The following is a 15,271-nucleotide window of genomic DNA, read 5'->3' as shown; positions in this document are numbered from 1 at the left end:
AATAGTTGATCTAGCTTCATTTTGTGATTTTATTGTCTTGAGTGATCTTCGATGCTTTTTGACAATAGTGTTAATTATGGCGTTAGGATGATGGATTAAATGAACAAATCACAGCAAGTGCTTCGAGTTTCAACGCTAGTATTGGCGATGAGTGTCGCTTACCAAGCTCAAGCAGATGGCATAGAAAGAGACGCTATTTTTAATGTGTCAGAGGTCATAGTGGTACATGGTGAACGCGGCTCAGTCATTGAGTCAGCAACGACGCACTGGAGCTTAGATGAAGCAGAAATAAAAGCTTCAGGTGCACAAAGTCTTGATCAAGTTTTGAAAAATGTGCCTGGTATTTATGTTCGCACAGGCGGTCAAGGTACCCCAAGAGTCGATATTCGTGGCTTTAAAGCACGTCATGTTATTTATCTGATTAACGGCGTTCCAGCCAATGATGCTGAAGATGGTCAATTCGATCCTAGTCTCATCCCTACTTCCCAAATAGCCTCCGTTGAAGTGTCAGTGGGTCCATCATCCGTTTTATATGGTCCAGGTGGTGCTGGCGGCGTGATTAATATCATCACTAAGCAAGGTGAAAGTGCTCCGGCGATAGCAGGTCGATTAGAGCTTGGACAAGACAGTACCTTTAACGGTGACATCAGTGCAGCAGGCAGTGGTGATAATTGGCAAGGTCTAGTGAATTATTCCCACCAAACAACAGATGGCTGGTCAATGTCGGATGATTACCAAGACACTGAATACCAGCAAGGTGATATTCGTGAAAATACCGATAAAACCTTAGATAATTTCTATGCTCAAGGTAGCTACTTTATTAGTGATCAAACCCAATTGATGGGTAACTTGGCTTATCGTGAAGGTGAGTGGGGCAAGCCTAGCCGTGATGGCACAGGCACAAGTAGCGTCAAATTTGAACGTGTAGATGATTATCAGGCAAAAACTATTCAACTAGGTGCGGCGCATAAATTCAATGACATGTTTACGCTTCGTGGTTTTGGTTATCACAATCAAAGTGATGTACTTGAAATTCAATATGATGACGAAACCTATCAAACCATTAAAGCGAAACAGGATGGTCGCTCAACGGTTCAAGGCGGTAACGTACAGTTCATCTCAAATTTTGACCAAGCAGGCATATTGACTACAGCATTGATCGCCGAGAAACAAAGCTGGGAATCTTATGATGTCACTGAAGAACTCATTACCACCAGTGGAGACGGCAGTGGCGGCGGTAGCGGTGGTGGAAACGGCGGCGGAAGCGGCGATGGTAGTGGTAGCAGTGATGATGATTTTAATGACTCATCTTGGTTGTATACCGCTGCAGTGGAGTATCAATATCAAGCTGACAATTATGGCATGACTGTCGGTGGTTCATTCCATGATCAAGATAGATTAGCAGAGTCCGAAAATGATTATTCAGGTCAATTGTCTGGTTACTGGCAATTACATAAAAATACGAGAGTTAATATGGGGATTGCGCGGAAAGTTCGTTTTCCTTCAATGCGAAATCTTTATGCCCAATCTTCAGGTAACGAAGATTTACATGCTGAAACGTCCCAGCATTATGAGATTGGTCTGTTGCAGCAACTGGGTCATGCTACAGAGCTTAATCTGGCTGGCTATTACACCGATGCAAAAGACTATATCGCTAAAGATTTAGACAGCGTATATCAAAATATGGGTCGTTATGGTTTTAAAGGGGTCGATGTTCAACTTCAGAACAACAGCTTTGACGACTTATCGATGAATTTGTCATATAGCTTTTTAGATACCGATGATAAAGAGGCTGATGAAGGAATGCAGACCTTAGAATATCGTCCAAAGCATCAAGTACGCTTTCAAGCAGACTATGTGTTGCCATTCGCGATGCGAATTAACTTCAACATAGAGCGGATTATGGATCAGGTTTACTACAGCAAGCAGAAAGTATCGGGTCAAAATGTGATGGTCGAGCAAGCTTTAGAAGACTACACCCTCGTCGATCTCAACCTTGTTCAGCCGTTTTTAGATGACCAGCTAGAGGTTTATCTGCGTGCAACAAACTTACTCGATGAAAATTACTACCAGAGTGAAGCATTGCCGCAAGCGGGTCGTCAAGTGTTCGTCGGCATTAACTGGCAGCTTTAGTCACTGTGGGTCATGACATGAAAATCATAGCATTAGAAGGAGTAAGTTTTAGCTATGGATTAAACCAAAGTGAGATCTTGGACGATCTCAATTTGGTTATCAATAGTGGAGAATGTCACTGCATCAGCGGGCCTACAGGGTGTGGTAAATCGAGTTTACTGCATTTAATTGCTGGTGAGGTATCGCGACCTTATGAAGGAAAAATTTACCGCCATGATTCACTCATGGTTGGGCTGGTTATGCAGGATCCCAATGTTCAAATCTTACGTCAAACCGTAGGGGCTGAAATAGCTTTTGGGCTTGAAAATTTGGGCTATGACTCAAGTTCGATGATTGACATTGTTCAGGTTTCTCTGAGTCGAGCAGGGTTGTTTTTCAGCTTAAATACGCCGATAGAGGCGCTTTCATTAGGGCAAAAGTATCGCTTGATGATTGCTGCGCAACTGGCTTTTGAACCAAACTTATTGTTATTAGATGAGCCGTGGACTCAGCTTGATGAGAAAGGCGTACATGAGTTAATTATCGTATTAAAAACATTACTAGCGGATGGCGTGGCAATTATGATTGCTGAACATAATCCCAGTGCTTTCTCTGATGTCGTTGATATTTTTTGGCGACTCGAAAATGGCAAGTTAACTGAGCAAGGGACAACGTGTGCTGCAAATGAGTTAGTCGCGCCAACAGTGATCAAGTTTAAGCGTAAAAAATGGCATCAAAATCATGACAGCCTACTGACTATCGCGCCCCATCGTTTTCGTTTTTCAGGCCAAGAATGCTTATTTAAGTGTGATAGAACCTTGTCTTTGCATCGTGGTGAAATTGTTGGCTTAGTGGGCGATAACGGCGTGGGCAAAAGCAGCCTGATTAAAACGCTCGCAGGTATTCAATCCAACATACCAATATTACCGATACAGGTATTAGGCAAGCAGCCAAAGCTCGGTGCTTATGGTGCTCGACTGGGCTTGCTATTACAGAGACCTAGTCGGCAACTGTTTGAGCAAACTGTTTTAGCTGAACTGCAATTTAGTCTTAAGCGTTTTAAATTACCGTTAGTGCGAGCTGAAAACGTATTGCAGCAATTGGACTTAATGCACCTTTCTCAATGCTCACCGCATAAATTGTCATACGGGCAACAGCATATTATCGCACTGGCGTCGTTAGTGTGTATGCAACCTGAAGTACTGTTACTCGATGATCCTTTTGCTGGTTTAGATAACGAACACATAGCAAAAGTAGTATTTATATTGCATCAACTCTGCGATCAAGGTTGTGGCATTTTGTTGACTGGCCATAGAGTGATCCAATGCCTTGAAGTTGATCGCTACTGGTCTATTGAGGCAGGGAAATTGAAAGGTAATAGCTTCCCATTAGAGCAATCTCATGTGGGCTAGACGCAATATGGGGACTCAGGCGAGTAAACAATGCTGCTTTATGCCCAGTGCGACTCAATATTGTGCCTTAGCTTTGTTGCTCAGTGTTGGGCTGTCAAGTAGCGCCTTTTTTTTACCCGATAGTGGCTTGGTGTGGTTACTGCTGGTGGACTTCTTGTTGGTACTTAATGGGCTGTATTTAAAAAATAGCCTTACATCACTACTTAAACTAGCCGTGGTGCAGCTCGCGGTGACCTTGCCCCTTTATTATGTTTTACATGGACAAGCGCAATTATTTGAAGGTGTCATAGTGGTGCTTCGAGTCTTTCTTGCGATGTTGCCAGGCTGGTGGCTTTCGAGTACTCAGCGCCCAGAGCGACTTGGTGAAGTCTTGTGTTGGGGTTTACCTAGCAAGTGGGCTTTTGTTATTTCAGCCTCCATCGGTTTGATGCCCTTTATGCTGCAAGAAACGAAAGAAATTTATGCCATTCAATGCTTGCGAGGAGCAAATATTTCAGCGAAAGCATTGAGGAACCCAAAAAACTGGCTTGAGTTGATTAACTGCGTACTTTTACCTGTATTGATCCAGTTGCTCAAGTTATCAAAACAGATGGCTACAGCAGCTAAACTTCGTCATTTTGGCAAAGCGGCTAAAGCGACCCATTGGCCTTCGACAGGAGAGGATAAATGAAATCTTCATTTGAATTACAAGATGCCTTATTTATTGGCTTTTGCGCCACGTTACTCGTGGTGTTAAAAAGCATGTTACGTCTAAAACTGGGGTTAAGTGGTCACTCTATGTTTTTGATGACGTTTTTTTATCTTATTTGTTATGGCGCCGTGGGAAAAGTGGGTTGTATTACTGTCTGTGGTTTACTGGCTGGACTGGTTGCCATGCTGCTGAGTGTCGGTAAAGGTGGGCCGTTAATTATTATTAAATTTGGCTTGCCAGCAATGGCAATGGATTTAGCGTTATTACTTATAGCTGGTGTGTTCAGCATACGCTGGCAGAGCATTATCTTAGCGCTGGTAGGTTGTATTGCTTGGGCTGGCAAAGGCTGGGTTGGTAATTTACTTGTCGGTATGAGCGGGCAAGTTGCACTGGCAAAGTTTGGTTTGAATTTTATACAAGGTAGTGTTTTTGCCGTCACGGCAGCACTAATTGTTCCAGCCGTTTTAAAACAACTCTATGCGCATGACTTATTGCATAGAAGCCACCTTAACAATAAGTAATCGTTCTATTGATGATGTATTGGCATTTTAAGATAAGGAGTTACCATGAAAACATGGTTGATATGCATTGATGATACCGATGACATTTGTACCAAAGGTACTGGTGAAATCGCTGAGGAAATAGCAACAAAACTTGCAGCTGCGTCCGCTAAGAATATGAATTCGAGTATCGCTCGATTAGTGACAAGGCATCAGTTATTGGTGCATCCGGATATTCCCTATACATCGCACAATAGTGCAATGTGTTTTCAAATTCATTCATCATTAGATTTTGTTAAAATAAAAGATATTTGTATTACTCACCTCAAGCAAGAATCTGCAACTATTGCAGATCCGGGATTGGCGATTCTCGATTTAGAGGCTGAATTTGATATCAGAAAACTTATCGAATTTGGTCAACAGACCAAATTAGAAGTTAAAACTAAAGAGCAAGCCTATAAACTGGCTGATGCCCAAGGGGTTGATCTGACTGAACATGGCGGAACTGGCCAAGGGGTGATCGGTGCTTTAGCGGGGATAGGCTTGCGACTCAGTGGCCAAGATGGACGCGTTAAAGGCCATATACAACTCGGTTTGCAAACTGATGGTTCAGATGAATTGCTTATGTCAGTGGAACAATTTATTGCACAGACAGGTTTACAGGCCGTAATCACCACAGAAGGCGAGATATTGACTGCTGATGAACAGTTAACCCTTAAGGGTAAAATTAAAGCGGTTTATATCCAGTTTCAATTTGCCTTATTAGTCAGCGAAGAAAGAGGTTGTTGGTGTAATGCCACGAAACAACAACTGAAGTCTTATTAGTTGGCACCAGTGAATTGGATTTGAATACATCAATGCGTGAGGAGGAAGTATGCAACAGTGGTTTACTCAACAGAGTCATTTATGGTTATTTAAATTTGGAGTCGAAGACTATTTGCAAGCTCGAACAGCGGCCATAGATTGTCAGGACTTTTTGGTGGATGATGAAGATGAACATACAGATAATACATTGACCTCATGCTACAACTGCATGTATCGACGTTGGCAACCCGAAAGTTTTCATTGCCATAAACATCACGCCAGTAAATAAACACTCCCAGCAAATATAAACCTCTAACCGAAGCCGTAGATTGCAAATAATATTAGGCTATTGCTTCGGTTTTAATCTCAATTTGGAAACCATTCCAAAATTCTCCCTTGGTTACAATTCTATTGAAAATACTACCTACAATTGATTAGTGACATAAAAGTTAACTTATTAAACATTAATTAACATTAGTTCCCATTTTGGAATCGATTCCAGTTCTATTATATCGGTGTCAATCAAAACAAAAGGGTGATGACCGATGACTAAAATAGACTTATTGGGACGCCGTAAATTTATCACGGGTTTAGGCGTAGCAGCTGGCGCGGCAATGGTTGCTCCTGCGATGGCAGTATCAGAAAAAGCTGCAGGTGTTAAGTGGGATGAAGAATTTGAAATTGTGATTATTGGTTCGGGCTTTGCCGGATTAGCAGCAGCAATCGAAGCGAAAAAGCTTGGCGCCAAAGATGTGCATATTTTTGAAAAGATGTCCTACTTTGGTGGTAACTCCGCCATTAATGGCGGTCTGTTTGCTGCGCCGGGAACGCCAATGCAGCAACAAGAAGGCGTTGACGATTCAGTTGAGCGCATGGTGGCCGATCAAATGAAAGCAGGTCGTGGTATTGCAGATGAAGCCTTGTTACGTCATGTAGCAGAGCATGCTGTTGAAGCACTGCAAATGACCTTAGATGCAGGTTCTGAATATCATCCGTATTTACAACAACTTGGTGGTCACTCAGTAGCTCGTACTTATCAAACAACCGTAAGTTGCGGCGCGGGGATCACTCAGCCATTACTTAAAAAATGCCGCGAGTTAGGTGTTAACACCCACAACCGTTCGAAGTTTGAAGGCTTCTTAGTCGGTGAAAAAGGTGAAGTATTAGGCGTTAAAATGCGTCAAAACTATCACTTTGAAGAAGACCAACCAGGCAAAGTGATTAATGTGAGAGCGAAACGTGGGGTGATCATGGCCACTGGTGGTTTTGCTCAAAATGTTAATTTACGTATGGCGCAAGATCCAACACTTACTGCTGAAGTGGGTTGTACCAACGCACCCGGCGCAACAGGTGAAGGCATGTACGAAATGTTCCGCTTAGGCGCGGTGCCAGTTCATTTAGCTCATATTCAATCTGGCCCATGGGCATCTCCTGATGAAGGGGGTTTTGGCTATGTGTCTAACTACTCAATTTATAATTTCCCACATTCAATGGCGGTAAACCGCTTAACCGGTAAGCGTTTCATGAATGAAATTGCGGACCGTAAAACACGCGCCGATGCTGAGTTAAGTTGTCGTGACGAGCAAGGTAATCCATATCCTCCATTGCTGATCACCAGCTATAAGGATTCTAAAAAGCATCCAAATACCAAGAAGGTGATTAAGTATAACGTTGGTTGGAAGTTTGAGTCGGTTGATGAATTAGCGACCCATTTCAATGTGCCACTTAAAGCACTCAAAGCGCAGATTAAAGAATATAATCAATATGTTAAATCTGGTGAGGATAAGCAGTTTGGTAAGAACATGACCAAGGCTGCTGGTAAGTACATTGAAGCACCATTTACTGTGGTGCGTTTATGGCCGAAAGTGCATTACTGCCAAGGTGGAGTGCAAATTACTACTAAAGCTGAAGTGAAAGACAGTTTCACAGGACAAGCGATAACAGGTTTATTTGCTGCAGGTGAAGTGTGTGGTGGGATCCATGGGGTCAGCCGTTTAGGAAGTTGTTCGATACCTGAATGTATGGTGATGGGTATGACTGCCGCTCGTAGCATGATGAATGCTTAACATAGCAAGTAAACAAGAGGAATTATTGATGAAAACATTAAAGATTATGCTTGCACTGGCTATGCTTAGTTTCGCCAGCTTATCAGCTCAAGCAGTAGAAATACGTGACTACCATAAAGACGTTATCGGTAAAGATTGTAAAGCGTGCCATGACCAAGGCATGAAGCAATATCCATCTGATGAATCGTGTTTAGCGTGCCACAATGTAGATGATTTAGCTGAACAAACTTCTCGCAGTGAAGAAGATAAGTGGCAAAACCCGCATAACAATCTGCACTATGGTAAAGAGCTACCTTGCCAAGAGTGTCACAGCGAGCATAAAGCGAAAAAGCCACTGTGCAGTAATTGTCACACCTTTGAGTACGGCAAGCATAAAGAATAAGCTTACAGCTTAGTGTTATCCCCAAACAAAAGGAGCGTTTATCGCTCCTTTTTTATGTTTTTATTTCGGTAGCAGGTGTTTAAAAAGACGTTTTAAGAGAGGGTTAAACCTTTGCAGATGCCAGTGATACCACATTGGCTTTGATCAAGTTGACTAATTGCTCCGTGACAGGGCTTTGAGTTTCTGGATTAACGTACACCGACTCATTAAATACCGGCAATGGCGGCAAACCATGCTCAATAGGATCCAATATTTGCATCTTATCGTTAATGCGAAATTCAGCAATAGGGGCAATGGCTAAGTCATTTTCCACCGCCATGCACAGCGCATTAGGTGAGGGTGAAGACAGCAATACATTGATTGGTCGCATCGATAATTGATGATTAGCAAAAACTTGCGCTCGAATTGGGCAGTTTTCAGGATACAGCGCCATTGGAATGGTACTGTGCAAATGGGCATTGCCATTTTTAGCTGCGACCCAATGAAATTGGCGTTCAAATAACAACTCACCATTAACGGGAGCCTGCCAGTGGGTGGCCACAATCACATCAAATTCACCCTGTTGCAGCCGCTTATATAAGTTGCCGCTAACATCGGTATCGATCACTAATTCAATGCGGGTAAATTCACGAATAAATTCTAATAAACAACTATTTAAATAACGTTTAATGTAATCAGTTGGGACGCCAAAGCGAATAGTTTGTTTGTTGGAATTATCTTTAAGTTCATCCAATATTTGTGAATTGAGTTGGATCATCTTATAGGCGTAATTAAGTAGGGTTTCACCGGATTCAGTCAGTGACACCCCTTTGTTATCTCTAAGTAGCAAAGTTTGACCGACACTTTCTTCAAGCTTTTTGATTTGTAGGCTTAAAGCTGATTGGGTGCGGCAAATTTTTTCTGCAGCTTTAGATAAATTGCCACACTCGGCAACCGCAATAAAACTTTCTAACAATTCAACTTTTAACATTGGCTATTACAATTGTTCATAGTGGTATTAGTATTACTCAGTATAGGGTTTCCTTAAAGCTTGTTATTGTTTGAATGTGAAGTTGAAACAATAAATTTACATAAAGTATGCCGAGGTCAGGATGAGCAGTTGGGATCAGCGGGGAGACTATTTAGTTGAGGTTTCTCAAAGGTGCTTAAAAGGACATAAAATCTTTGATTTATGCCGTTCTCACTTGGTGAAAGCAAGTCAAATATCCAAAGGGACAATCTACAATCACTTCACCACTGAGGCTGATTTGATAGTGGCAGTTGGCTGTGCCCAGTTCGAGCAGTGGTTAGCGCAAATTGAGTCAGATACAGCAATGTACCCCGATCCCTATCAACGTTTTATTTTCCATCACTGCCAGCGTTTGTTTAGTATTTTATCTGAGCAACATTTTGTCATTGAGCGGGTTCTGCCCAATGAAACTCTACTGAATAATTGCAGCGATTATTATCGTCAACGTTATGAGAAATTGACCGCTGAGTCTTATCGCTGGAATGAAAATACCATACGTGAAATAGGTGAAGTGGCAGGCTTTGACCGGGTTGAGTTGGTGATGAATTATTTACGCGGCGCAGTAATTAATATCGATGATGGCCATAAGCAGCATGACGATCCTAAGTTATATCATCAATTTAGTTATGCGTTAACGCAATTGCTAGGTCACTCAGCAAAACGTATCCCCACAGAAAAAGATTTTAAAAGCTGGCTGAAAACCAAAGTGCATACTGCACATTAAGCTGTCAAAAATAAGCGATTTTGATTTTGTAGTTAAAAAAAGCGATAAAAAAGCGAGAAATGACTTCTCGCTTTGCTTTAAATCATTATTGAACGATGACTTATCTCATGGTAACAAACTCTTCAGCACCAGTTGGATGAATCGCTACCACGGCGTCAAAGTCAGCTTTAGTTGCGCCCATTTTCATGGCTACGCCGAAACCTTGTAAGATTTCATCCATACCAAAACCGATACCGTGAATCCCCACAACCACTTCCGTGTCGCCAGCGCAAATCAGCTTCATTTTACAAGCTTGACGATGGGCGGTAACCGCTGTGTACATAGAGGTAAAGCCTGAGCTGTATACCTTAACGTTGGCTTCACCATATTGCTCAATAGCTTCTGGTTCAGTTAAGCCCATAGTGCCAATTGGCGGGTGGCTGAATACCACGGTAGGAATAACCGAGTAATCCATTTTGGCATCTGTCATGCCGTTAAATAGACGCTCTGATAATAAGCGCCCAGCTTTAACTGCAACTGGCGTCAGTTCAACACCGCCTTCCATGATGTCACCAACACAATAAATACCTTTTGCGGTGGTATTCTGCTGTGCATCGGTAACCACGTAACCTTTAGGATTTAGGGTGACATCAGTATTTTCTAGACCAATGTTGCCAGTTGATGGGCTGCGACCAATGGCCCAAATTAAGCAATCAATCGTGAGTGACTCACCGTTTTCAAGCTCTAACGTTAAGCTGCCATCAGTATTTTTAGTCACTGATTTTGGAATACTATGAGTGTGAAGTTTAGGGCCATCAGTTGCCATTGCTTCAACTAAGGTTTCAATTAAAATAGGGTCGAAATTACGTAGCGGGGCGTGTTTGCGCACTAATAAATGGGTTTCGCTGCCAAGGGCGTGTAATACACCGGCAACTTCTACCGCAATGTAACCAGCACCAACAACAGCAACGCGTTTAGGTTGTTCACGTAAAGCAAAGAAACCGTCAGAGTCAATACCGTATTCAGCACCAGGAATGTTAGGAATAGTCGGCGCGCCGCCAGTGGCAATAGTAATATGGTCAGCGGTGTATTGCTCGCCGTTCACTTCAATAGTGTTACTGTTAATGAAGCGACCGTAACCATTTACTAAGGTGACTTTATTGTTAGCAAAGCCGCGCCCATAGGCATCGTGAATACGGCTAATATATGCTTCGCGATTATCAACTAAGGTATTCCAGTCAAACTTATTTACCGTAACATCAAAACCATAATCTTTTGCATATAGGTTCATGGCTTCAGCGACATGAGCACCGTACCACATGACTTTTTTAGGTACACAACCCACATTTACACAGGTACCGCCAACATGCTTGGCTTCAATTACTAATACCTTGGCGCCGCGCTGTGCGGCACGGTTTGCTGAAGCGATACCGCCACTACCTGCGCCTAGGCAGATATAGTCAAAATGTTGAGCCATGTTAACCCTCTCTAATTGTATTTTTACAGCTTGTTATTTGGAGGTTTTTACCTCGAACAAGTGGTTTCTTAGGATAAGAATATTTCATTTGCAGCCATTGTAGGGCGGAATTCAGCCACAAGCTAGTCTCCTAGGCCGCTTAAGTCGGGAATTGGTTTTACGGTGGCTAAAAAGTTTTTATGGTTCGTTTAGCGCCGATACTGACATTGGGAGTATTGCTCTTGGCTTGGGCCTGAGGTTGAGCATTGCAAGCAATCCCACTCAGTTTGTCGATGAGATAGCTCAGTTTCAACATGTTCTGAGTAGTGCCTTTTTAATTGCACCCTCAGTTGTTTAATCCGATTACCTAGCCAGCGACAACTGGGGTCGTTAGCGGTCTTTTTTGCTAGTCTTCGCGGTTTATTTTTGCTGGTGGCTTTTTTATTGTTTGCGGTGCTTGTATCACGCTTTACTGCTTGCTGAGTAGACGACGGTTCTAGCAGCATCTCATCAGCAGAATAGTCCAGCGCTGATTGTGTGGCGGGTAGCTCGATTGCTTGACCTTGATGATCAAGTACCACATTCATCGGCAATGACTTCATTGATAGTGATGCTTGGTTGGGTTGCTTGTTCTCGCTGGCCGGTTTACTGATTAATTGCTCAAATTCGTTGGCCTGAGGTGAGTCAATGGTCATAAATAATGGCGCTATTTGGCTAATTATAAACACAAAAATAAGCGGGAAAATCCCTTTCAATATGGTCATAAGCATTCCTTTGCTTCAAGTGAGTCATGGTTCACCCGCTTAGCTTAGAATATGCGGTAGACTTTCGCCATAAATCTATGGCGTTTTTTACGCTATTTTTATAAAGGTTTAGAAACTAAAGGTTTAGAAACTAAAGCTTAAATTAACCCCTGCATAAGTTTGATCTAAACTGCCCGTGACGCCTTCATTGCGGGCTTGCTGCTTAATATCTTCCATTGCAATCGAGTGACTAACATGGGCGCTAATAGCAATTTCTGAGCTGATTTCATAACCCGCTTCAACTCCGAACTGAAAATGATTGGCACCATCGTTGTCTTGGCTGGCATAGCGAAAATCAAATCCTTGAGTCACATAGGGCGTAACAGAGAAACGTTCACTGATTTGCCAGGGGCTATGTAAACTCAGTTCAACAAAATAACCACTGGCCTCGGTGGCAAAGGTATAAGCCAGTGAAGGAATTAGCCAAGGCACGCCGACGTAGGCAATTTCAGCAAATAATTCATTATCATTAGCGCGCTCATCACCATAAAACTCAAGCCGTTGGTAGCCGATTAAGGTTTCTAAGTCATCATGGAGCTGCAAACTATATTCAACACCAAAGTTCCATTCAGTGTAATGAACACTGTCACCACGGCCAACAACTGCATAAGTGGTTAGATTGCCCGTTTCTATGGCAGCGCCAGCCCAATAGATGCCGCCATCTTCAAGGTTATTACGCCCTTCTGAGATGTATTTTGAGTCCCAACCTAAATCAACTGCGACAGCAACATCACTGGCATTCGCTGCTGACATAAAAGGGGAAATACTCAATAGGGATACAGCTAACAATGACAATGTTGGTTTCATATTTAGTATCAGACTCAAAAGGAATTAATTTTTAATGAGAATACATTAACTTTCTCAAATAAAAATGATAACGAGTACGATTTGTGATCAACTTGTCGAATATTTGTTTATAAAAAGTGGCTGACTGAGGTTGAGATCTTATTCACAGTTATTGTGTTGGCTTTCAGTTAGTGAGTGATAATTGCGCTGCTGGCATTTAGTTAATGCACTTAGGGGTTAACAATGGTTGGTCACTATGATGCTTTTATCCTGCTTATGATGATTGCTTACCCTTGAAATTCGCCACTTTAACCCCTATTAACAGTGAAGGTGATATTGAATCGACTTCCCGAGGAATCAAAGATGAGCAACCCATTGCTAAGTGACACTGAACTGCCGCAGTTTTCGAAAATCAAAGCGGAGCATATCCAGCCAGCAGTTGAGCAGGCTATTGCAACTTGTCGAAGTAAAATTGAACAAGTGCTAAGCAATAACTCTGTTTACACTTGGGAAAACTTAATTGCCCCCCTTGAAGAAGTGGACGATCAATTAAGCAAAATTTGGTCGCCAGTATCACACATGAACTCAGTGGTTAGCACTGATGAATGGCGCGAAGCGCACGATGCATGCTTACCGTTATTATCTGAATATGGCACTTTTGTGGGTCAGCACCAAGGGTTATACCAAGCTTATAAATCATTGCAACAATCTGACGGTTTTGCAAAGCTTACTACCCCGCAGCAAACCTTATTGACCCATAGTTTACGTGACTTTGAGTTATCGGGTATTGGCTTAAATGATGAGCAAAAACTGCGCTATGGCGAAATAGTAAAACGCCTATCAGAGCTTACCAGTAATTTTTCAAATCAACTGCTTGATGCAACCCAAGCATGGACTAAGCTGATTACCGATGACACTGAATTAGCGGGTTTACCTGATTCAGCTATTGCGGCAGCTAAAGCAATGGCAGAGGCCAAAGAGCTACAAGGCTGGTTATTTACGCTAGACTTCCCTTCATATTTACCGGTAATGACCTACAGCGAAAATCGTCAATTACGTGAAGAATGCTATCGCGCATTTGTGACTCGAGCATCGGATCAAGGGCCCAATGCAGGCGAATTTGATAATAGTGCCAATATGGACGAAATCTTGGCGTTGCGTCATGAGTTAGCCCAGCTATTGGGTTTTGACAGCTATGCTGATAAATCTTTAGCAACTAAAATGGCCAATGATCCTAGTCAAGTATTGTCATTTTTAAATGAATTAGCCCTACGCTCAAAAGATCAAGCCAAAGCTGAACTTGCTGAGTTAAAAGCTTTCGCTAAAGAGCATTATGATGTGACTGAAATGGCATCGTGGGATTTAAGTTTCTACGCAGAAAAATTACAGCACCACAAGTACGAAGTTTCTCAAGAACTACTACGTCCATATTTTCCTGAAAACACAGTGCTATCAGGCTTGTTCTACACAGTGTCACGCCTGTTTGGCTTAACCATTGAAGAGCAACATGAGTTTGATAAGTGGCATGATGATGTGCGTTTCTTCCACATTTATGATGCTGATAAAGTCCATCGTGGTAGTTTCTACCTAGATTTATACGCTCGCAGCGGCAAACGCGGCGGCGCTTGGATGGATGACTGTCGTGGTCGCCGCGTTACATCCACAGGTTTGCAAAAGCCTGTGGCCTATTTAACCTGTAACTTTAATGGCCCAGTGGACGGTAAACCTGCTTTATTCACCCATGATGAAGTGACCACCTTATTCCATGAATTTGGTCATGGTATTCACCATATGCTGACTCAAATTGAAGTGGGCGGCGTATCGGGTATCGATGGTGTGCCTTGGGATGCGGTAGAGCTGCCAAGTCAGTTTATGGAAAACTGGTGCTGGCAAGAAGAGGCATTAGCGAAAATTTCAGGTCATTTTGAAACCGGCGAGCCATTACCAAAAGCTTTATTGGATAAAATGCTGGCAGCAAAGAACTTTCAATCTGGGATGATGATGTTACGCCAACTTGAGTTCTCATTGTTTGATTTTAGAATGCACCATGAGTTTGATGCAGCTAAAGGCGCAGATATTCAGGGGATTTTAGATGAAGTTCGTAGCCAAGTTGCAGTGAATGTTCCACCTGCATTTAATCGTTTTCAACATGGTTTTGCGCACATTTTTGCTGGTGGTTATGCCGCGGGTTACTACAGCTATAAATGGGCTGAAGTATTATCGGCAGATGCGTTTTCTCGTTTTGAAGACGAAGGTATTTTTAACCCTGAAACCGGTAAAAGCTTCTTAAATAACATCTTAGAAATGGGTGGCAGTGAAGAGCCAATGACCTTATTTGTACGCTTTATGGGTCGTGAACCTAATACCGATGCACTATTGCGTCATTCAGGTATAAACGCCTAGTGAGTTAAGCTTGCGATAAATAGTGACTTGTTAAGGGTGCCTTAGGGCACCTTTTTATTATTTAAAGATCACACAGTTTCATTTTAAGTCACTAAATATGCTTAATTTATTGTTGTGAATGCACTAGAATGTTGCTGATAAAAA

14 protein-coding genes are annotated in these 15,271 nt (G+C 42.4%); 10 read left to right on the top strand and 4 right to left on the bottom strand.

What is annotated here, in order from left to right; all coding sequences use genetic code 11:
* Positions 1 to 99 precede the first annotated feature (99 nt).
* The 8 genes from BCU57_RS20215 to BCU57_RS20180 all read left to right on the top strand — a co-directional run bounded on the left by BCU57_RS20215 (position 100) and on the right by BCU57_RS20180 (position 7,967).
* Complete coding sequence (locus BCU57_RS20215) at positions 100 to 2,133, top strand: TonB-dependent receptor plug domain-containing protein (RefSeq protein ID WP_102439364.1); 2,034 nt, start codon at positions 100 to 102, stop codon at positions 2,131 to 2,133.
* A gap of 17 nt (positions 2,134 to 2,150) precedes the next feature.
* Positions 2,151 to 3,524 (top strand): ATP-binding cassette domain-containing protein, encoded by a 1,374-nt coding sequence (locus BCU57_RS20210; RefSeq protein WP_102439365.1) that lies wholly within the window; start codon positions 2,151 to 2,153, stop codon positions 3,522 to 3,524.
* A complete protein-coding gene (locus BCU57_RS20205; RefSeq protein WP_102439366.1) occupies positions 3,514 to 4,194 on the top strand; it encodes an energy-coupling factor transporter transmembrane component T in 681 nt (226 codons plus the stop codon). The genes BCU57_RS20210 and BCU57_RS20205 overlap by 11 nt, the downstream gene beginning before the upstream one ends.
* The gene (locus tag BCU57_RS20200; protein ID WP_102439367.1) at positions 4,191 to 4,736 is read left to right on the top strand and encodes a core component of ECF transporter; all 546 of its coding nucleotides are present in this window, start codon (positions 4,191 to 4,193) and stop codon (positions 4,734 to 4,736) included. The genes BCU57_RS20205 and BCU57_RS20200 overlap by 4 nt, the downstream gene beginning before the upstream one ends.
* A gap of 45 nt (positions 4,737 to 4,781) precedes the next feature.
* Positions 4,782 to 5,540 (top strand): DNA-binding protein, encoded by a 759-nt coding sequence (locus BCU57_RS20195; RefSeq protein ID WP_102439368.1) that lies wholly within the window; start codon positions 4,782 to 4,784, stop codon positions 5,538 to 5,540.
* A 49-nt stretch (positions 5,541 to 5,589) separates the two neighbouring features.
* Positions 5,590 to 5,808 (top strand): hypothetical protein, encoded by a 219-nt coding sequence (locus BCU57_RS20190; protein WP_102439369.1) that lies wholly within the window; start codon positions 5,590 to 5,592, stop codon positions 5,806 to 5,808.
* A gap of 256 nt (positions 5,809 to 6,064) precedes the next feature.
* Complete coding sequence (locus BCU57_RS20185) at positions 6,065 to 7,585, top strand: flavocytochrome c (protein ID WP_102439370.1); 1,521 nt, start codon at positions 6,065 to 6,067, stop codon at positions 7,583 to 7,585.
* Positions 7,586 to 7,613: 28 nt separating this feature from the next.
* Positions 7,614 to 7,967: a cytochrome c3 family protein gene (locus tag BCU57_RS20180; RefSeq protein WP_102439441.1), complete on the top strand. Its 354-nt coding sequence runs from the start codon at positions 7,614 to 7,616 to the stop codon at positions 7,965 to 7,967.
* A gap of 103 nt (positions 7,968 to 8,070) precedes the next feature.
* On the opposite strand, the gene BCU57_RS20175 is transcribed toward BCU57_RS20180, so the two are convergent.
* Positions 8,071 to 8,937 (bottom strand): LysR family transcriptional regulator, encoded by an 867-nt coding sequence (locus BCU57_RS20175; protein ID WP_102439371.1) that lies wholly within the window; start codon positions 8,935 to 8,937, stop codon positions 8,071 to 8,073.
* A gap of 121 nt (positions 8,938 to 9,058) precedes the next feature.
* Between BCU57_RS20175 and BCU57_RS20170 the strand changes: the two genes are divergently transcribed.
* Positions 9,059 to 9,700, top strand: coding sequence for a TetR/AcrR family transcriptional regulator (locus tag BCU57_RS20170; protein ID WP_102439372.1), 642 nt, complete (start codon positions 9,059 to 9,061; stop codon positions 9,698 to 9,700).
* Positions 9,701 to 9,800: 100 nt separating this feature from the next.
* On the opposite strand, the gene gorA is transcribed toward BCU57_RS20170, so the two are convergent.
* From gorA to BCU57_RS20155, 3 genes are all read right to left on the bottom strand, one after another.
* A complete protein-coding gene (gene gorA / locus BCU57_RS20165) occupies positions 9,801 to 11,156 on the bottom strand; it encodes a glutathione-disulfide reductase (RefSeq protein ID WP_102439373.1) in 1,356 nt (451 codons plus the stop codon).
* Positions 11,157 to 11,344: 188 nt separating this feature from the next.
* A complete protein-coding gene (locus tag BCU57_RS20160) occupies positions 11,345 to 11,899 on the bottom strand; it encodes a hypothetical protein (protein WP_102439374.1) in 555 nt (184 codons plus the stop codon).
* A 123-nt stretch (positions 11,900 to 12,022) separates the two neighbouring features.
* A complete protein-coding gene (locus BCU57_RS20155) occupies positions 12,023 to 12,745 on the bottom strand; it encodes a hypothetical protein (RefSeq protein ID WP_102439375.1) in 723 nt (240 codons plus the stop codon).
* A gap of 342 nt (positions 12,746 to 13,087) precedes the next feature.
* On the opposite strand from BCU57_RS20155, the gene prlC reads away from it, so the two are divergent.
* Positions 13,088 to 15,127, top strand: a complete 2,040-nt coding sequence (gene prlC / locus BCU57_RS20150; protein WP_102439376.1) for an oligopeptidase A — start codon at positions 13,088 to 13,090, stop codon at positions 15,125 to 15,127.
* Positions 15,128 to 15,271: the final 144 nt, after the last annotated feature.

Origin of the sequence: Shewanella sp. 10N.286.48.B5, assembly GCF_002874355.2 — a bacterium.
In the GTDB taxonomy this organism is placed as follows: domain Bacteria; phylum Pseudomonadota; class Gammaproteobacteria; order Enterobacterales; family Shewanellaceae; genus Shewanella.
This window is presented reverse-complemented; position numbering and strand designations above follow the sequence as displayed.